This window comes from Achromobacter sp. DH1f, from assembly GCF_000633435.1.
Lineage (GTDB): Bacteria > Pseudomonadota > Gammaproteobacteria > Burkholderiales > Burkholderiaceae_B > Achromobacter > Achromobacter deleyi.
Map to the genome: position 1 here is coordinate 294,378 of NZ_AYMF01000001.1, position 18,932 is coordinate 313,309.

Here is an 18,932-nt window from a genome sequence, read left to right on the forward strand (position 1 = left end):
GAAAAACGCGGTTTACAGCGGGCGGGCGGCCAGCGGGCCGCTGCCATTGACCGCACTGGTGCGCACGCCATCGCTGCCTGCGTCCACGCGCGGCACCGGGATCGGCGGAATGGGCGCATTGCTGCCGCTGTTGCCCCCGTTGCTGAGGACGCCGCCGCCGGCCGCCGGCACCGGAATGGGCTGGGCCACGGGCGCTTGCTGCGGGGCGCCGGTACCGGGAGCTTGCAACGGCTGTCCTTGCGGCGCCTGCGCCTGCGGGGTTTGCGTTTGCGGCACCTGCGTTTGCGGCGCGGCGGCGCCCGGCACCGGCAGGGGCTTGACCGAGTTGTCCACGCCGTCGGTCGAGCGGTTGTTGTTCAGGAAGTCGGTCAGCGCGTCGCCGCTGGACAGGTCCAGCGAGGCCACGGCCTGGCCCGGCGGGAATTCCGAGAAATAGTATTCGCCGTTGTCGACCAACAGGCCGTCCGGCCGGGGCGCGGGCTTGGCTTCGGGCACGCCCTTGAGCACCGGCTGCATGTAGTCGAGCCAGGTGGTCAGGGCCAGGCCGCTGCCGAATTCGTTGGTGCCCAGCGACTTGGGCTGGTCAAAGCCCATCCAGACGGTGGTGGCCAAGGTGGGCGTGAAGCCCGAGAACCAGACGTCCACGGCTTCGTTGGTGGTGCCGGTCTTGCCGCCGACGTCGTTGCGCTTGAGCACCTGGTGCGCGCGCGCGGCGGTGCCGCTGGTGGTGACGCCGCGCAGGATGTCGTCCATGACCCAGGCGGTACGCGGGTCGATGGCGCGCGCGGCGGCGTCGCCGGCCACCACGGGCTGGGCCTGCATCAGCACGTTGCCCGAGCGGTCGGTGACGCGGTCCACCAGGTAGGGCGTGACGCGGTAGCCGCCGTTGGCGAAGACGCTGTAGCCGTTGACCACCTGCAGCGGCGTGGCGCCGCCAGCGCCCAGGCCCAGCGGCAGCACGGCCGGCCAGCGGGCCTTGTCGAAGCCGAAGCGGGTCAGGTAGTCCTGCGCATATTGCGGCGAGATGGCCTGCAGGATGCGGATGGTGACCATGTTCTTGGACTTGTACAGGCCCTGGCGCAGCGTCAGCATGGGCTCGTAGCGGTTGCCGTCGTTCTTGGGCTGCCAGTCTTTCGAGCCGGTCTGGGCCGCGGTCAGCATGAAGGGCTGATCGGAAATCTGCGTGGCCGGGGTCAGCCCGCGTTCAAGCGCCGCGGCGTAGACGAAGGGCTTGATGTTGGAACCGGGCTGGCGCCAGGCCTGCGTGACGCGGTTGAAGGTGCCGCGGTTGTAGTCGAAGCCACCGATCATGGCGCGGATGGCGCCGTCCTGCGGGGCCATCGACACCAGCGCCGCCTGCAACGCCGGCATGTTGATGATTTCCCAGCTGTCGCCGTTTTTGTGGATATAGACCACCGAGCCGCGGCTGATGCGCTGGCTGTCGCTGGCCTTGGGGTTCAGGGCGCGCGCCACCACGGCCAGCGCCTTCTTGTCGGAAATGGTGATGATGTCGCGGGCGCTGCGCGCCACGGTGACTTCCTGGGGGCTGGCGGCCAGCACCACGGCGGCGAGCAGGTCTTCGCTGTCGGGCGTTTTTTCCTGCACGCCGTCCAGGATGTCGTCCAGCGCGGCCGGGTCTTTTTCAACGCCGTCGGGCAGCTCGATCTGGTCTTCGGGGCCGGGGTAGACGGCACGGCGGGTGTAGTCCAGCACGCCGTCGCGCACGGCGCGGTAGGCGGCTTCCTGGGCCTTGGAATCGATGGTGGTGTAGACGTCGATGCCCTTGGAGTAGGTCTGTTCCTGGAAGACGCCGTACATCAGCTGGCGCGCCAGTTCGGCGGGGTAGTCGCCGTGGATGGCGAAGCCGCGCGTGCTGGAGCCGTCGGCGCCGCGGATGGTGATGTGCTGCTTGAGGGCTTCGTCGGCCTGTTCGGGCGTCAGGTAGCCCAGCGTCTTCATGCGGCCCAGCACGTAATGCTGGCGGATTTCGGCGCGCGGGAAATTCGTGATGGGGTTAAAGCGCGACGGCGCCTTGGGAATGCCGGCCAGCATGGCGGCTTCGGCCGGCGTGACTTCCGCCAGCGGCTTGCCCAGGTAGGTGCGCGAGGCCGCGGCAAAGCCGTAGGCGCGATGCCCCAGGTAGATCTGGTTCATGTAGAGCTCAAGGATCTGGTCCTTGGTGAGCTCGGATTCGATCTTGTAGGTCAGCAGCAGTTCGTAGAACTTGCGCGAATACGTTTTCTCGGACGACAGGTAGAAGTTGCGCGCCACCTGCATGGTGATGGTGCTGCCGCCCTGGGTCTTGGACTGCTTGACGAGGTTGACGAGCACCGCGCGCACCATGCCCATCCAGTCGACGCCGCCGTGCTGGTAGAAGCGGTCGTCTTCGGCGGCCAGCACCGCCTGGCGCATGACCGGCGGGATTTCATCGAATCGCAGCACGTTGCGGTGTTCTTCGCCGTATTCGCCGATGAGGACCTTGTCGGCCGTGTAGATGCGCAGCGGCACCCGCGGCCGGTAGTCGGTCATGGCGTGCAGGTCGGGCAGGCTGGGCCAGGCCAGGGCCAGCGCCAGGCCGACGAGCACCGCCCCGCAGACGCCGAGGCCGGCGACGGCGACGCCCGCCTTGATGAGGAGTCGTTTCCAGGGGAAGCCCGATTTGCCGCCCGGGGTGGCGGAGGATTGCTGGGGGGTGCTCATTGCTGGCGATTCTAGGGCAGAACCTTCATAGACCGGCGACCGCACCGGAAGGTTTCAGTAACCAAACTTGCCCGGCGGGATGGTCCGCACGACGGGTAAAGGATATAGGGACGGGGTTGAGCATACGCGCTGCGCGGGTTTCGCGCTGCGGCGCTGCACAAGCGCGCCGTGAAATGTATTGCGCGCCGTGACAAACGGCAAGGCCGGTTGCAGATGTCATGCGGCGTTTTGCAGGTAGCGTTGCGGCGGTGCACCCAGCGCACGGTGGAACATGGCGCTGAACGCACTGGGGCTGCGGTAGCCGAGATCGGCCGCGATGCGCGCGACCGGTTCGCCCAACGATAAGCGGCAGACGGCATCGGCCAAGCGCACCTGCTGCACCCACTGTCGGTAATTCAGTCCCAATTCAGCTTGAAACAGGCGGATCAAGGTACGCGCGCTGGCGCCGACTTCGCTGCCCCAGTCTTCGATGCCGCGCTGCAGGCCGGGCTGGTCCAGGATGGCCTCGCAGATGGTCTGCAGGCGGCGGTCGCGCGGCCACGGAATCTGGATCGGCACCACGCGGGCGGCGGCCAGTTCGGACAGGATCAGCGCGGCCACCTGCTCGGCGCGGCCGCCCAGCGGGTAGTCGATGGGCTCGGCGGTGAGGGTCAGGATCAGTTCGCGCAGCAGGCCGCTGACCTCGATGACCTGGCACTGCGGCCAATACGTGTGGGCGGCATCGGGCTGGATGTAGAGCGAACGCATCGAGACCGCGCCGATCATGTCGACCCCATGCGGCACGCCCGCCGGCACCCACAGCGCGCGCAGGGGCGGCAGGGCCCAGAAGCCGCTGGGCGTGGTGACGTGCATCACACCCTGGACGGCATAGATCAGCTGGGCGCGCGGGTGCGAGTGGGCGCCGGTGCGGGCGCCGGCCGAAAATTCCTTGGCCATGGCGGTGACGCTGCGCGGACGGTGCTGGTAGTCCTGCGCGTCGATGCTGCGGGCGGGGTCGGGGCGGGTGGGCCGGGTCGGCATGGTGTCACTTCCAGCAATAGGATGAGCCCGAAATAAGGGTGGGAATGAGGCTATTTTGTCACTTTCCCGACGAAAATTGGCAGGCAGAGGAAAGCCGCCGTTCCTACACTGGGGCCTGTGCGGGGCGTCTTGTCGCCCCGATGGCCCCCTGTTCGCGGCGTATCGCCGGCGCAGGGTCCTTTGTTCCTGATCCCGCCACCCCATGAATTCCGCCCAGAATCCCGCCGCCGACCTGCCGGACCTGTCCGCCCCGGCGGCCGCGCCGAACCCCGCCGTGTCCGACCCGTCCACCGCCTTCAAGGTGCTGGGCGCGATCAGCGTGGCGCACCTGATGAACGACATGATCCAGTCGATCCTGTTGGCCATCTACCCGATGCTGAAGGAATCATTCAGCCTGTCGTTCGCGCAGATCGGCCTGATCACGCTGGTGTACCAATTGGCGGCGTCGCTGCTGCAGCCCTTCATCGGTTTCTATACCGACCGCAATCCCAAGCCGTATTCGCTGCCGGTGGGTATGGGCTTCACGCTGGTGGGCTTGCTGCTGCTGTCGGTGGCGCCGTCGTTCGGCTGGCTGCTGGTGGCCGCGGTGCTGGTGGGCACGGGTTCGTCGGTGTTCCACCCCGAGTCATCGCGGGTGGCGCGCATGGCCTCGGGCGGGCGTCATGGCCTGGCGCAGTCGCTGTTCCAGGTGGGCGGCAATGTCGGGTCGGCCTTGGGCCCGCTGCTGGCGGCGCTGTTCATCATTCCGCACGGCCAGGGCAGCGTGGCCTGGTTTTCGCTGGCGGCGCTGTTCGGCATCGTGGTGCTGACGGGCATTGGCCGCTGGTACAGCGCCAACCGCGTGCGCCTGAAGCCGCGGGCCAAACGCGAAGGGGCCGGCAACGGCCTGACGCGCAACCAGGTGCTGGGCGCGCTGGGCGTGCTGGGGCTGCTGGTGTTTTCCAAGTACTTCTATCTGTCCAGCCTGAACAGCTATTTCACGTTCTACCTGATCGACAAGTTTGCCTTGTCGGTGCGGGAAGCCCAGCTGTACCTGTTCCTGTTCCTGGCCGCGGTGGCGGTGGGTACGGTGGTGGGCGGGCCGGTGGGTGACCGCATCGGCCGCAAGATCGTGATCTGGGTGTCGATCCTGGGCGTGGCGCCGTTCACGTTGATGCTGCCCTACGCCAACCTGTTCTGGACGGGCGTGCTGGTGGTGATCATCGGCATGGTGCTGGCGTCGGCGTTCTCGGCCATCGTGGTGTATGCGCAGGAATTGGTGCCAGGCAAGGTCGGCATGATTGCCGGCCTGTTCTTCGGGTTTGCGTTCGGCATGGGCGGCCTGGGCGCGGCGGCGCTGGGCAAGCTGGCCGATGCGACCAGCATCGGCTATGTGTACCAGGTGTGCGCGTACCTGCCGCTGTTGGGCGTGGTGGCGGTGCTGCTGCCGAATGTGGAGCGCAAGCAGGTAGCGCGCAAGCAGGCCTGATCAGGCCGCCGCGCCCGCCACTGCCGCCAGCCGCGGCCGCGCCGCTTCGATGCCCCGGATTTCGCCATCGCCACTGTGGTGGATGACGGCGACGCGGGCGCCACGCAGCTGGGCCAGTTGCTGCGGCGTCACCGCGAAGCTCATGGCCAGTTGATGGTCGTTCAGGGCATCGATGGGCTGGCGGCGGTCTTTGCCGCGAAAGCGCAGGTGGTTGTAGACGGCCCAGGCCACCAGCACGGCGGCGTTGGCCAGCGCCAGCAGGGCGTAGCCGGCCAGCGTGTGCAGCGTGGGCAGGAAGGTCGGCCACAGCGGCGCCTGCGGGCCGCTGGCGGCGCCGCGCAGGATGGCGGCGATGCCGGAACCGAACAGGTAGACGAAGGCGAACCAGCCCACCGCGGTCAGCAGCAGGTCGAACAGGTAGCCCGCGCGCGAGCGTTGCGTGGTGATGATCATGAGGCGTCCGAAGATTTGATGCCGCGGTCGGGGCTGGTCCAGCGCGCGCGCCGGGCCTGCTTGCGCAGCATGACTTTGGGGAAACTGACCAGGGTGGTGAAGAGACTGACCATCCAGTACGCCAGCGGATACCAGATGACCCAGTACAGCGCGCGCCACAGGCCGGGCTCGTAGCGGCGGTCGATCAGGATGCTGATGGCGAACTGCAGCAGGCAGACCACGGCCAGCATCATGCCGGTGAAGGCGGGCGGCATCAGGCTGGCGATGTGCATGTTGTGCGGCAGGGTCACGACCTGGCTGACCAGCCACAGCAGCACCGACACGCCAAAGGCGAAGGCCCAGGCGGTGGACAGGCAGAATTCCAGCATCAGCGGCCACAGGCGGCGGTGGCGCCAGGTCCAGATCGACCGCAGGTTCTTCAGGAACACCTCGGCGCCGCCCTGGGCCCAGCGCAGGCGCTGCTTCCACAGCCCGCGCAGCGTTTCCGGCATCAGGATCCAGCACAGGCCGCGCGGCTCGTAGAAGATCGACCAGTGGTCGCGTTGCAGCTTCCAGCTGATGTCGATGTCTTCGGTGATCATGTCCAGGCTCCAGTAGCCCACCCGGTCAAGCGCGGCGCGGCGAAAGGCCGCGACCACGCCGGACACGGTGAAGACCTGGCCGTAGACGCGCTGGGTGCGCTTGATCAACCCGATGATGGACGAGAACTCGCCTACCTGGATGCGGCCGATCAGGGTCGAGCGGGTGCGGATGCGCGGGTTGCCGGTGACGGCGCCCACGCGCGGGTTGTCGATCAGCGGGGCCACCAGGTAGGCGGCCGCGTCCGGGTCCAGCACGGCGTCGCCGTCGATGCAGACCAGGTATTCGCTGCGCGCGGCCAGCGCGCCCATGCGCAGCGCCATGGCCTTGCCCTGGTTCTGCGCCAGGTGCACGACCCGCAGGCGCGGATGCCGGGCGGCCAGGCGGTCCAGCATCGGGCCGGTGTCATCGCTGGAACCGTCGTTGATGGCGATGACTTCGATGTTGGGATAGTGCTGGCCCAGTGCGGCCAGCAGGGTTTCTTCGCCGTTGGCGGCCTCGTTGTAGCAGGGCACCAGGATCGAGATCAGCGGGTCGCCGGCAAGCGCGGGCGGCGGGTGGCCGGGGCCCCAGTCCCAGCGCCGTTCCCAGTGCCACCAGAAATACAGGCCGCCGGCCATCCACATGCCGGACATGAACAGCGGGTAGAAGAAGACAAAGCCCAGCAGCGCCTGGCCGGTCAGCATCATGGTGAAGCCGAACGGCGCGCCCAGCACCGCCAGCAGGATAATCAGGGCGATCAGTCGGTCGATCATCGGATGGGGTACCAGGCTTCGGAGATGGCGGGCCGGATGCCTTGCAGCCGGGGCTGGTCTTGCGAGAAGTCATCGGGGTAGTAGCCGAAGCTGCGGGCGCCGCGCCGTTGCAGGCGCTGCATCCAGCCGGCCAGCACGGCGGTGTCCACCGGCGTCACCTCGGGGCGGCCGGGGCCTGTGCGCCAGTCGCGTGCCTGCAGTTCGAACACGGTGCGGTCCAGGCCGCCGGGGCGCTTGGCCACCTGGTCGACCAGCCGGTCGAGCCAGGCGTTTTCCTGGCCCTTGGGGACGTTTTCCATCAACGGCATGGCCATCGGCGCGGTCCAGTCGTAGGCGCCCAGGAAATCGTCCAGGTTCTGCGCGAACCAGGCTTCGGACTGCGGGTCCAGGATCGGCATGGCGAAGAGGTTGCGCGCGGTCTTGATCTGCGGGCCGCGCACGGCGCGCACCTTGGCGGTCAGTTCGGCGGTGAAGTCGATCAGCGCGCGGCTCTTCACGCGAGTCCAGCGCTGCATCGTGGCCGGGTCGGCGCGCAGCTGCGCGATGTCGCCCGGCAGGCCGGCGGCGCGGTAGGCGGCCAGCGCGCCGGGGCTGGCGTCTTCGAAGTCGGACAGCACCGCGTCGTCGTGGAACAGGATGCCGTCGAAGATCGCGTGGCGCGCCAGGTCTTCGTACAGGTCGCCGATGCGGGCCCGCGCGGTGGCGTCGAACGGCGACAGGCGGCGGTACTGGTCGGGGTCGGGCTGGGGCGCGGCTTGGGGCGAGTCCGGCTGCCAGCGCGTGACCCGCGCGATGGCCGGGTCCAGGTCATAGGCCAGCACCGGCATCCAGGCGTAGACCATCACGTTGGCGCGGTTGTGCAGCTGCCAGGCGGCGCGGTTGAACAGATCGGCGCGCATCGGCAGCCAACGGTTGGGGAAGTACACCGAACGCACCAGGCCGTCGCCGGTGGGGTCCGAATAGGCCTGCAGGAACACCGTGTTGATCTGCATGTCCAGAATGCGCTGCACCAGCTCGCCCAGGTTGCGGTCGGTCTGGGCCGGGTCCGGGTCGTAGACGTAGTCCAGGTCCACGTGGGCCACGCGCATGAAGGGCGTGGTTTCCATGCCCACGACGCTGTTGGCGAAGGACTTCAGCGCGGGATCGCTGGCCAGCAGCAGGCGCGGGGTGGACATCAGCCGGTCGAGCCGGCCGGCGCCGTCTTCCAGCGTCAGGGCCAGCTGGTAGCCGTGCTCGGCGGTGATGCGCAGGGTGGTGCCGCCTTCGGCGCCGTAGGGCCAGACCCAGACGCGCGGCGCCTTGCCCGTCACGCGTTCGATCTTGCGGCTGATGGCGGCCACGTCGGCGCCCATGCGGGCGTTGAACTGCGCTTCGGATTCATATTGGCCGGTGGCGGCGTCGTAGGCGCGCACGGCGGCGGCGGGCTCGGTGTTGCCTTGCGGATTGGCCAGCGCGCCGTAGTGCGAGGCGTTGGTGTGCGCGGCGATCTCGACCAGGCCCGACTGCGAGATCTCGCGGATCTCGTCCCAGTTCAGGAAACGGCCGCGGGGTTCGGGGCTGCCGCCGAAGTCCACGGGCTTGTTGGCCGGCGTGTCCATCCAGGTGCCCACGGGCGCCAGCAGGGCGGGCCAGCGGTAGGCCTTCAGGATGGGCAGCACGCGGGTGTAGAAGCTGCGGTAGCCGTCGTCGAACGACAGCAGCACGGCACGCTCGGGCAGCGGCGCGCCGCCTTGCCGTGCGGCCAGGATCTGGTCGACGGTGACGGCCTGGTAGCCGTTTTCACGCAGCCAGGCCAGCTGGTCGACCAGGCGGTCGGTGCGCACGCTGAGAAAGCCCTGGTCGGGGTCTTCGTCTTCGACGTCGTGGTAGGCCAGCGCCAGGAAGTGGCCGGATTGCCAGGGTTGTTCAGCCGCGGCCACGGGGCGCGCGGATGGCGGCGTGTAGACGGGAATGTCCTTGGCGCAGGCGGTCAGCACCAGGATGAGCCCCAGCAGCAAGGCCGCCAGGAGGATGCGGGTGGGTAGCTTGAGCAGCATGTCGGTCTCAGAAGCGATAGGCAAGGTCGAACGTGATGCGCAGTTCGCGCTCGCGCTGGCCGTCGTAGGGGCGGCTGATGCCGGTGACCATGGCGCCCATGTCCAGCACGTCGTTGGCGCGGTAGCGCTGGCCATAGCCCAGGGCGATGACGCCGCCGGTGCCGTAGCCCTGCTGGGTGTAGGTGCCGGCGCCGAGCGTGCCGATCTGTTCCCACGCGGTTTCGTAGCGCCGGTACAGCGTGTGGGTGACGCGCGCGCCGGGCAGCAGCATCAGGTCCGAGCGGGGATTGAAGTAGGGCGCGTCGTCGCGGCTGTTGCGCTGGGTCGACAGGTCCAGCGTCAGGTCGGCCTTCAGGTGCGGCGCGGTGTAGACGCGTTCGCGGCCGGCCAGGCCCAGTTCCCAGCGCTGGTTGCCATCGGAAAAACGCGACGGCGCCAGCGACAGCGTCCATTCGCGCCGCTCGTTGGCGCGCCAGCGCACAAAGCCGTTCAGCCGGTTGGACGAGATGTCGTTGGTCAAGGCGCGCAGCGGCGTCTCGCGCGACATGATTTCGCCACCGCCGCCCACCTGCCAGTGGTCGTCCAGGTCATACGCGGCCGACAGGCGCACGCCGGGTTTGACGCCATGGCCGTAGCTGTGGGTCGAGACTTCGCCTTCCACGGTCAGGTCGCGGCCGCGCCACTCGACGCCGGTGCGCAGCCAGCGGTAGTTGCCGCGGCCTTCCTCGAAATTGCCGGTGGCATAACCGCCGCCGCCAAAGGCGCGCCAGTGGTAGTCGATGGGCGGCGAGTACAGCACCGCGTCGATGCCGAAGTCGCCATTGCCGTTCACCGGGCTGTCGGACGCCAGCCCGCGGTAGCCTTCGATGCGCAGTTCGGACTTGTTGTGCACTTCCCATTCGCGGGCCAGGCGGCGGCTGGTCAGGTCGTCGGGCGCGCGTGCCAGCGTGTCGGCGGACAGGGCTTCGGCCTGGCGCCATTCCTGCAAATCCATGGCGGTGAAGCCCTGGCCGTTCTCGACCGACAGCGCGCGCGGCGCCAGCGTTTCGGCCAGCTTCAGTTCACGTTCGGACGCCCGCGGCCAGTCGCGCTTGCGGTAGGTGGACGCCAGGTCGGCGCGCAGCGTGGAATTGTTGGGCGCGTTGGCGACCATGTCTTCCTGTTGCTGCTGGGCGGCCACCGTGTCGTCGGCCAGCAGCCGCGCGGACGCCACGGTCTGGGCGCTGGCCAGCTTCAGGTCGTTGGGGTTGCGGGTGGCCTGGCCCTTGTAATACAGCCACGGGGCATAGCCCGAACCGACCGCATCGGTGACCGGGGCGGTCTGGTCGAACTGTTCGGCTTCGGCCAACGCGTAGTACAGGCCGGTCTCGGTGCTGAGGCGGTCTTCGGGATCGTCCTGGCGCCAGGCGTCGTCGGCGGCAACCTCGCGGTACAGGTCGCGCGCCTTTTCGGGCTGGCGCAGATACAGGTAGGCCGACGCGACGTCGTTCAGCGCATAGCGCGGCACGGCCACGCCCTGCGCGCGCAACGCCTCGTATTCGGCCACCAGGTCGGCCATGCGGACCCGCGCGTGCAGCGCATGCAGGCGGTCGATGCGGGCGCGCAGCACGTCGGCCTGCGCCGGCTCGCCCAGCGCCTGCCAGGCGGGAATCAGGTCGGCGTAACGGGCCAGCGCGCGATCGGCGATGACGAAGCGTTCGGCTTCGCTGCGGGTGGGCATGGACGCCAGCCGCACCTGCTGGGCGACGGCGTCGGCCTCGAAGCGCCGCAGTTGGGCGGCGTTGTACAGGTCGGGATGCTGGCGGGCCAGCGCCAAGGCCTGTTCGGCCATGCGGGCGCGGCTGAGCGCGTCGATATATTCGCGCAGCACGTAGGGCGTGCCGGGGGCGATGGCCAGCGCCTGGTCGGCCTGGTGCAGGGCCTCGTACGGCTGGCGCAGGCGCACGTGGACGTAGCTCAGCGCCAGGCGGGCGTCTGCGTTGCGCGGTTCGCGCTTGATCCAGGCCTGGCCGGCCTCGCGCGCCGCGGCGGTCTGGCCGGCGTCGGCCAGGGTCATGATTTCACCGGCGGCAAAGGCGGCCTGGCCGGGGTGGCGGCGCAGGCCGGCACGGTACGCGGCCAGGGCTTCGGGCCAACGCTGCAGGTCGCGATAGGCGCGCGCTGCGGCCAGCTGGATGTCGGGGGGCAGGGCGGCGGCGGCCGGCAGCGTTTCGTAGGCGGCCACGGTTTCGGCGGGCTTGCCGGCCCAACTGGCGATGACGATATGGTCGTAGACCGCCTGGCGGCCGGCGCCGGGCCCTTGCTCACGCAGCATGGCCAGCGCAGGTTCGTAGTCGCCGGCCCGGGCGCGTGCGATCAGCGCGTCGTAATCGTTGGTCGGCGCGGCCCAAGCCAGGGCTGGCGCCAGTACCGCACAGGCCGTCAGCGCCTGCCAGCCGGGGCGGGCCGTGCGCCGTCCGGGCAGGATCCGCTGGGCGGGCAGAGCGTGGCGGGCGTCCTCGCCCCGTCGGGGCGTTCCTTTTTTCAGCATCTGTAGCACTTCCGCAGTTGCAATATGGGCGCTCGTGGCTCCGCCAGCCGGACGCGGGCAGGCCGCGTTGCCGAATCATGCGCAGCACAAGCGCCAATGGCGCCGGCGGCGAAGGGAATGAGCGTTCAGGTTTTTCACTGCGCGGCGCCCGCTACGGGGACCTTCGCACTCGCGCGGAAATCCGGGAGTGCATGGCTAGTACGCGCCACGCCCGCAGGGCGTGATCGCGGCGCTTCTGGCGGCGCCGTCGACAGGCCGAACTTTATGGGTTTTCGGCAGATCCAACTGTCAATTAGTGCAAAGGACGGGCCGCGGTGCGAACCCTTGGCGTATTCTTTGCCGCATACCGCACAACCGTCGTGGCGGTATGCCGACAGTCGGGCCGACCCGGCACGGAACGTTTCATGCGACGGAGATGGCAGGTGGCTTTTGCCACGCTGGTAACAAAAAACGTCAAAGATACGGGTGTGTAACGTGTCCCCGACTGTGAATCCGGTGCAACAGATGTTCCAAGCGACGGCGACCGCCCACGGGGGCGAGAAGCCGGCAAACACATGACGACTGCTCTATTTTTTCTGGTCTGGGGCCTGGCGACGGCGCTGGCGCTGCCGCTATTGCTGCCGTTTCACGCGCGCGGCATCGAGGGCGTGCGGGCCTTCACGGCAGCCAACGCGCTGGCGGTGCTGTCGCTCTTGGCCTACGCCTCATCCGACCTGCTGCCGCCCGGCCTCTACGTGATGGTGTCCAACGCCGCATGGCTGGCCGCGATGAGCCTGGTGTACGTGGGCGTGCGGCAGTTCTTCGGCCTGCGCCCGCACGCACGGCGCGCCGCCGTGGCCGCTGCCGTCGGCATCCTGGCGATGGCGCTGATGCTGTACGCCACGGATAACCTGGTCGGGCGCATGACGCTGTTTTCCGGCTACACCTGTGTGCTGATGGGCGCCACGGGGCGGGTGGCGTACCGCCAGCGCCAACGCATCCAGACGCCGGGCGTGATGCTGTACGTGATGCTGGCGATGTTCGGCCTGGCCGCGTTGAGCGCGCTGCGCGCCGTGGTCTATGGCAGCGGCTGGGTCCATGCGGTGTCGCTGCTCGACCCGGCGCCGTGGGGGCTGTTCTTCATCGTCTGTGGCTCGGTGACGGTGCCGGCGTTGTTCCTGGCGCTGCTGCTGTTGATCCAGACGACGCTGTCCGAGCAGATGCAGGCCGCGCTGACCTTCGACAGCCTGACCCGCGCCTATTCGCGCCGCAGCATCCTGGACGAGCTGGAACATGAATTGCAGCGCTGCGAGCGCGGCGACGGCCGGCTGGCCGTGCTGGTGCTGGACATCGACCACTTCAAGTCCATCAACGACCGCTACGGCCACGCGGCGGGCGACAGCGCGTTGCGGCACTTCGCCCAGGTGGTGCCCAAGGCGGTGCGCGCCAGCGACCGTTTCGGCCGCCTGGGGGGCGAGGAATTCGTGCTGCTGATGTACGGCTGCGATGCCGCCCACGCGCTGGTGCAGGCCCAGCGGGTGTGCGATGCGTTGCGCGATTCGCCGCTGACCCTGCAAGGGCAGGAAGTGCGCATGACCACCAGCGGTGGCGTGGCGACGTTTCAGCCGGGCGATACGGCCGATGGCATTCTGGCCCGCGCCGACCTGGCGCTGTACAAGGCCAAGGAACTGGGGCGCGACCGCATCGAGATGGCCTGGAGCGGGCGCCTGCCGGGCCGCCAGGCGGCCCGGGAAGACGGCGCCGCCGCGTTGGCGACGCCGGCGCAAAGCCCTACGGTTTGAGGTGCTGGGTGAAGAACTTTTCCATCGCCTCGTAGAACTCGAACTTGTTTTCGTCGTTGTGGAAGCCATGGCCTTCGTTGTCCTTGACCATGTATTCCACTTCGACGCCGCGGGCCTTCAGCGCCTTGACCATCTGGTCGCTTTCGTCTTTGTTGACGCGCGGGTCCTTGGCGCCCTGGGCGATGAAGAGCGGCGTCTTGATCTTGTCGGCGTGCAGCGCGGGCGAGGTGGCCGCCAGGCGCGCCTTGTCGCGTTCGGGGTCGCCGACCATGTCCTGCATCTTGGCCAGCATCGGCTTCCAGTAGGGCGGAATCGACTTCATGAACGTGAACAGGTTGGACACGCCCACGTAATCGACCGCGGCCGCGTACAGGTCAGGCGTGAAGGTCACGCCCGCCAGCGTGGCGTAGCCGCCGTAGCTGGCGCCATAGATGCCGATGCGCTTGGGGTCGGCAATGCCTTGCTGCACCAGCCATTGCACGCCATCGGTGATGTCGTCCTGCATCTTCAGGCCCCACTGGCCGAAGCTGGCTTCCCAGAACTTGCGGCCATAGCCGGTGGAGCCGCGGAAGTTCATCTGCAGCACGCAGAAGCCGCGGTTGGCCAGGAACTGCACTTCGGGGTTGTAGCCCCAGCCGTCGCGGGCCCACGGGCCGCCGTGCGGATTGACGATGCACGCCAGGTTCTTGGGGTCGCGGCCGGCCGGCAGCGTCAGGTAGCCGTGAATGGTCAGGCCGTCGCGGCTTTGGTAGCTGATGGGCTGCACCCGCGCCATGTCGGCCTCGGGCAGGGCCGGGTTGATGTCGGCCAGCTTGCTGAGGGTGTCGGCGCGGGCATCGTAGATGTAGCGCGAACCTGCTGTGCGGTCGTTGTAGGCGGCGACGATGAATTTGTCTTCGTCGCGGTTGGCGCCCTGGATGGCGAACTGGTAGCCCTCGAGCTTGGCTGACAGGTTCTTGAACAGCGTTTCGGTTTCTTTGTCGAAGAACTTGAACTGCGGCTTGTCGGTCTGGTAGGACGCGACGGTCAGGACGCGGCGCTTGCGCGAGAAGCCGGCGGCGTCCAGGTCGACGGTATCCGGGGTGAAGATCTCGTCTTCTTTGTCGGGCGTGGCCGGGTCGATGACCACCAGGCCGAGCTTGTCGCGGCCGCGGTTGGACAGGGCGTAGAACTTCTTGTCGTCGAACGTGAAGAAGGCGGGGCTGACGCTGGTGCGGTAGTCGGTGGTGAGCAGCGGACGGAATTCCGAGGCTTCGTTGTCGCGGTAGAGCAGGGTGGTGTTCAGGCCGTCGCTGGTGACGGCGGCGCGCACCTTGCCGGCGTGGTCGGTCTGCCAGCCGACGATGTTGCCGGGGTTCTGGGCCACCAGCACGCCGGCGCCGGTGTGCACGTTGACGCGGTAGACGTCGAACACCTGCGGGTCGCGCTGGTTGTGGCTGATCAGGATGTGGTCGGGATCGTCTTCGAGATCGTCTTCGATGCTGGCGCGCACGCCGTCATACGGGGTCAGGTCGGTGATCTTGCCGGTCTTGGCGTCCACCGCCAGGACGTGGAAGTTCTCGTCGCCGCCGAAGTCTTTCTGGTAGAGCACGACATCGGGGCCTTTCCAGAAGAAATTGCTGATGTCACGAGCGGTTTCGCTGGTCAGCTTGCGGGGTTCGCCCACCGGCTTGCTGCCTTCCAGGGCCTGCACGTAGATGTTCATGCGGGGCGGCTTGCCGTCCACGCTGGTGGGCTGCATGAAGCCCAGGGTCTTGCCGTCGTCGGCCAGGCGGAAAAAGCCGCGTTCCGGGTTGCGGAAGAAGTCTTTCAGCGGGTAGGCACGGGGGGGCTGCGCGGCGTGAGCGCCCAGCGAAGCGCCGACGATGCCGGCAGCCAGAAGGGTGTGTTTCATGAATGAGAGCAAGGCGGACCTCCGACGGATGCAGCCGGCTGCACTTGCCGCCGGACTCATCGATAATGCCATAGCCGCGCCCGGGGTGTCGAACCGCCGGGTGACCGAATTGTCCCGCCGGGAGCGGTCCCCGGGATTGCCTCGTTTGCGGGATAATCGCGGCTATCAATCTGGAGAAACACATGGTTAGGAATCTGGTCGCGGTGTCGGCGCTGGCCCTGGGCCTGGCGGGCTGCTCGCTCGGCATCTCGCAAGACAGCGCGTCGCCGCACAGCGAATTCAAGGCGCCCGTGAACTACAAGGACGCCTACGCGACCGTCGTGCGCCAGGCCAATGCCTGCCTGCGCAGCACCGACAACGCCTACCGCGTGGTGGCCAACCTGGACGAAAGCGCGCAGTCCGGCGTGGTGCGGGTGCTGGCCCCCTACACCGACAACGAAATGACCCGCGTCGATCTCAAGGCGGCGGGCCCCAAGACCACCGACACCCGCATCGTGATGTGGGGCAAGGGCACCTGGGACGCGGCCGCGATGCGCGCCATGCAGGACGCGATCTACTACAACCTGACGTCGTGCTCGTCCTACATGCCGCTGGACCCGCGTCCCCCGGCCAAGCGGTGAGCCCCCACGCCGCACGCGCTTCGCGCGCTTGCTGCCCCCCAAGGGGGCTACCCGGCCTTCGGGCGGCCGAGAGGGATATGGGCCCCCACGCTGCGCGCTTCGCGCGCTTGCTGCCCCCCAAGGGGGCTACCCGGCCTTCGGGCGGCCGAGAGGGATATGGGCCCCCACGCTGCGCGCTTCGCGCTTGCTGCCCCCCAAGGGGGCTACCCGGCCTTCGGGCGGCCGGGCGGCCGGGTGGCTGTTCTAGCGAGCGCTATTGATTCTGGCGAAGGATTAATCGCCGCCGGGTCGGCGGCGGATGATCTTGAAGGTGGCGGTGGCGCGGGCGACGAGTTCGCCGTCGGCGCGGCGGATGTCGCCTTCACAGAAGGCGATGGATGCGCCGCGGCGCAGGCAGCGGGCTTCGATGACCAGGTCGCCGGTGGCGGGGGACAGGAACGTGGTGTTCATGTCGATCGTGGCCATGCCTTCGGTGGCGTCGGCCGACCCGCGGGCGGCGGCGCTGAGGGTGAAGTCCAGCACGCTCATCAGGGTGCCGCCGTGCACGTCGCCGCGGCTGTTGGTGAGGTCTTGGCGCCAGGGCAGCGTGGTGCGGGCGTAGGCCGGCGCGATGCTTTCGGGCACCAGGCCCAGAAAACTCATGAAGGGAATCGCCAGGCCGAAATACTCACCCGGGGCGGGGGTTGCGGTTGCAGTCATGGAAGCGGTGTGCGGGAAAGGAATAAGACAGGAATTTGCCGGTCATAATATCCACTTTTCCGGCGCGCGCATGGCCTGGCACCCCCCAGGTGTCCGGCAAGCGTCCAGGGGGCATTCGATAGTGTTCGTTGATCGAACCCGTTGCGTGGTCCGCGCCCGTTTTGCCTGCAACCGTTTTGCCCCATGAGCGAGCCCAGCCGCAAGATCGTACACATCGACATGGACGCGTTCTACGCGTCGGTGGAACAGCGCGACAACCCCGACCTGCGCGGCAAGCCGGTGGTGGTGGCCTGGACCGGACCGCGCTCGGTCGTGTGCGCCGCGTCGTACGAGGCGCGCCGCTTTGGCGTGCATTCGGCCATGTCGGCCATCCGCGCGCAGCGGCTCTGTCCGCAGGCGGTCTACGTGCCGCCCGATTTCAACCGGTACCGCGACGTCTCGCGCCAGATCCGCCAGATCTTCGCCCGTCATACCGACCTGATCGAACCCTTGTCGCTGGACGAGGCCTACCTGGACGTCACCGTCAACAAGCTGGGCCTGCCGTCAGCGACCGAGGTGGCGCAGGTGATCCGCCAGCAGATCCGCACCGAAACCGGCCTGACCGCGTCGGCCGGCATTGCGCCCAACAAGTTCCTGGCCAAGATCGCTTCCGACTGGAACAAGCCCGATGGCCAGTTCGTGATCCGCCCGACCAAGGTGCTGGAATTCCTGCAGCCGCTGCCGGTGCGCAAGGTGCCGGGCGTGGGCAAGGTGACGCAGGCCCGGCTGGAACAGTTGGGCATCCATACCGTGGGCGACCTGGCCACGCACGGCGCCGAAGAACTCGAACACTATTTCGGCCGCTATGGGCGGCGCCTGTTTGAACTGGCGCGGGGCATCGACGAACGCGAGGTGCAGACCGACCAGCCGCTGCAGCAGGTGTCGGCCGAAACCACGTTTTCGGAAGATATCCGGCTGGATGCGCTGGGCGATGCCATCGACCGCATGGCGGACAAGGTCTGGGACCAGGCGCTGAAGAAGGGCGCGCTGGGCCGCACGGTGGTGCTCAAGCTCAAGACCGACCGCTTTCGCATCCTGACGCGCAGCCAGACCAGCCCCAATCCGCCGTCGTCCGCCGCCGAACTGGCGGCGGTGGCGCGGCTGCTGTGCGAACGGGTGGAATTGCCGGCCGATACGCTGTACCGGCTGGCCGGGGTGGGCATGAGCAATTTCGCCGACCCCGCCGAGCAGTCGCGCCAGCCGGACCTGTTCGGCGGGGCGTTCTAGCGGGGGCGCACCGTACCCGGCTACGCCGGGTCCAGCGCGATGGCGCTGGCGGGCGGCTTCAGGCGAGCCGCCCTTTGACTTGCTGCGACAGCGCGGTCATGTCGGCGCGGCCGGCCAGCGATTGCTTGAGCAGGGCCATGACCTTGCCCATGGCCGGCGCGCCGGTGACGCCCTGGGCGGCCACGTCGGCCAAGGCGGCGTCGATGGCGGCGGCCACTTCTTCAGGCGTGGCGGCCTGCGGCAGGAATTCCTGCAGCACGACCAATTCGGCCTTTTCCTGTTCTGCGGTTTCGGTGCGGCCGGCCTGCTCGAACGCGGCGATGGATTCGCGGCGTTGCTTGACCTGCTTTTCGATGATGGCGGTGATTTCGGCGTCGGTCAGGTCGCGGCGCTCGTCCACTTCTTTCTGCTTCACCGCGGCCAGCAGGAAGCGCAGGGTGGCAAGGCGTTCGCTCGCCTTGGCGCGCATGGCGTCCTTGACGGCGTCGGACAGGCGGGTCTTGAGCGTAGCGGAGCTCATGGGGGAACCTTTGTGTGGTGTTGCGGCAAAGCGGAAGTTTAACCGGCCCGGGTCAAGGGCGGGTGGCGGACATCCGCGTCGGTGCGCCCCGCAGGGCAGCCGGGGGCAGGGCGTCGGCCCGGGCCCCGGGCAAGGATCACTTCACGTTGGTCAGGTCGCCGCGCAGGGCGACGCCCGCCACGGTGGCGCCGGCATGGCACTCGTAGTTGATCTTGTTGCTGTATTCGTTCTTGCGGTAGTAGCTGACGATATTGGTGACCGCATTGGCGCCGGCCTTCTTGGCGGCTTCGTGCAGGGCGATCACGGCCGACTGGGCGACCCACAGGCACGCTTCGTCGTCGGACTTGCCGACGGCGTTGGTCTTGCGGTTGGTGACCACGCCCGCTTCCACGACCTTGCCTTTGGGGCCGGTGCCGGCCATGTAGAACTTGACGCTGCCGTCGATCTTGCCGCCGGCCAGCGCGGCGTCAACGGCCGCTTGCAGGGGCTGGTAGACCGAGGTGTCCCGGGCGAGCACGGGGGCCGAGCAGGCCAGCGACAGGGCCAGGGCGCCAAACAGCTTATGGGAGACGTTCATGGGTTGCGTTCCAGGTGACAGGTTGAGGGAAGGG

14 protein-coding genes are annotated in these 18,932 nt (G+C 68.2%); 4 read left to right on the forward strand and 10 right to left on the reverse strand.

All coding sequences use genetic code 11. From position 1 onward, the window contains the following. Positions 1 to 12: 12 nt before the first annotated feature. Both U858_RS0101395 and U858_RS0101400 read right to left on the reverse strand, forming a co-directional pair. The gene (locus U858_RS0101395; RefSeq protein ID WP_025135402.1) at positions 13 to 2,700 is read right to left on the reverse strand and encodes a penicillin-binding protein 1A; all 2,688 of its coding nucleotides are present in this window, start codon (positions 2,698 to 2,700) and stop codon (positions 13 to 15) included. A 216-nt stretch (positions 2,701 to 2,916) separates the two neighbouring features. Next, positions 2,917 to 3,720 (reverse strand): helix-turn-helix domain-containing protein, encoded by an 804-nt coding sequence (locus tag U858_RS0101400; RefSeq protein WP_025135403.1) that lies wholly within the window; start codon positions 3,718 to 3,720, stop codon positions 2,917 to 2,919. A gap of 202 nt (positions 3,721 to 3,922) precedes the next feature. On the opposite strand from U858_RS0101400, the gene U858_RS0101405 reads away from it, so the two are divergent. After that, on the forward strand, positions 3,923 to 5,188 hold the full coding sequence (locus tag U858_RS0101405; RefSeq protein WP_025135404.1) for an MFS transporter: 1,266 nt from the start codon (positions 3,923 to 3,925) through the stop codon (positions 5,186 to 5,188). Here the strand turns inward: U858_RS0101405 and pgaD are convergent, their stop codons facing one another. The 4 genes from pgaD to pgaA are packed head-to-tail and all read right to left on the reverse strand — an operon-like array spanning position 5,189 to position 11,541. After that, positions 5,189 to 5,641 (reverse strand): poly-beta-1,6-N-acetyl-D-glucosamine biosynthesis protein PgaD, encoded by a 453-nt coding sequence (gene pgaD / locus U858_RS0101410; RefSeq protein ID WP_025135405.1) that lies wholly within the window; start codon positions 5,639 to 5,641, stop codon positions 5,189 to 5,191. It abuts the gene before it with no gap. After that, the gene (pgaC, locus tag U858_RS0101415) at positions 5,638 to 6,975 is read right to left on the reverse strand and encodes a poly-beta-1,6-N-acetyl-D-glucosamine synthase (RefSeq protein ID WP_025135406.1); all 1,338 of its coding nucleotides are present in this window, start codon (positions 6,973 to 6,975) and stop codon (positions 5,638 to 5,640) included. Before pgaC ends, pgaD begins: the two co-directional genes overlap by 4 nt. After that, the gene (gene pgaB / locus U858_RS0101420; RefSeq protein ID WP_025135407.1) at positions 6,972 to 9,011 is read right to left on the reverse strand and encodes a poly-beta-1,6-N-acetyl-D-glucosamine N-deacetylase PgaB; all 2,040 of its coding nucleotides are present in this window, start codon (positions 9,009 to 9,011) and stop codon (positions 6,972 to 6,974) included. The genes pgaC and pgaB overlap by 4 nt, the downstream gene beginning before the upstream one ends. A 7-nt stretch (positions 9,012 to 9,018) precedes the next feature. Then, positions 9,019 to 11,541, reverse strand: coding sequence for a poly-beta-1,6 N-acetyl-D-glucosamine export porin PgaA (gene pgaA, locus U858_RS0101425; RefSeq protein ID WP_025135408.1), 2,523 nt, complete (start codon positions 11,539 to 11,541; stop codon positions 9,019 to 9,021). 554 nt (positions 11,542 to 12,095) lie between these two features. On the opposite strand from pgaA, the gene U858_RS0101430 reads away from it, so the two are divergent. Further along, positions 12,096 to 13,322, forward strand: a complete 1,227-nt coding sequence (locus U858_RS0101430; RefSeq protein WP_025135409.1) for a GGDEF domain-containing protein — start codon at positions 12,096 to 12,098, stop codon at positions 13,320 to 13,322. Here U858_RS0101430 and U858_RS0101435 read toward each other — a convergent pair. Then, a complete protein-coding gene (locus tag U858_RS0101435) occupies positions 13,312 to 15,216 on the reverse strand; it encodes an alpha/beta hydrolase family protein (protein WP_369797628.1) in 1,905 nt (634 codons plus the stop codon). The genes U858_RS0101430 and U858_RS0101435 overlap by 11 nt on opposite strands. A 182-nt stretch (positions 15,217 to 15,398) precedes the next feature. Between U858_RS0101435 and U858_RS0101440 the strand changes: the two genes are divergently transcribed. Then, positions 15,399 to 15,836, forward strand: coding sequence for a BPTD_2524 family lipoprotein (locus tag U858_RS0101440; RefSeq protein WP_025135411.1), 438 nt, complete (start codon positions 15,399 to 15,401; stop codon positions 15,834 to 15,836). A gap of 273 nt (positions 15,837 to 16,109) precedes the next feature. On the opposite strand, the gene U858_RS0101445 is transcribed toward U858_RS0101440, so the two are convergent. After that, positions 16,110 to 16,535, reverse strand: coding sequence for a PaaI family thioesterase (locus U858_RS0101445; protein WP_025135412.1), 426 nt, complete (start codon positions 16,533 to 16,535; stop codon positions 16,110 to 16,112). Between the two features lie 183 nt (positions 16,536 to 16,718). Between U858_RS0101445 and dinB the strand changes: the two genes are divergently transcribed. Beyond that, positions 16,719 to 17,801, forward strand: coding sequence for a DNA polymerase IV (gene dinB, locus U858_RS0101450; protein WP_025135413.1), 1,083 nt, complete (start codon positions 16,719 to 16,721; stop codon positions 17,799 to 17,801). Positions 17,802 to 17,859: 58 nt separating this feature from the next. Here the strand turns inward: dinB and U858_RS0101455 are convergent, their stop codons facing one another. Further along, the gene (locus U858_RS0101455; RefSeq protein ID WP_025135414.1) at positions 17,860 to 18,321 is read right to left on the reverse strand and encodes a GatB/YqeY domain-containing protein; all 462 of its coding nucleotides are present in this window, start codon (positions 18,319 to 18,321) and stop codon (positions 17,860 to 17,862) included. Between the two features lie 136 nt (positions 18,322 to 18,457). Further along, entirely contained in the window at positions 18,458 to 18,898 is a 441-nt protein-coding gene (locus tag U858_RS0101460) for a hypothetical protein (protein WP_025135415.1), read from the reverse strand. Positions 18,899 to 18,932: the final 34 nt, after the last annotated feature.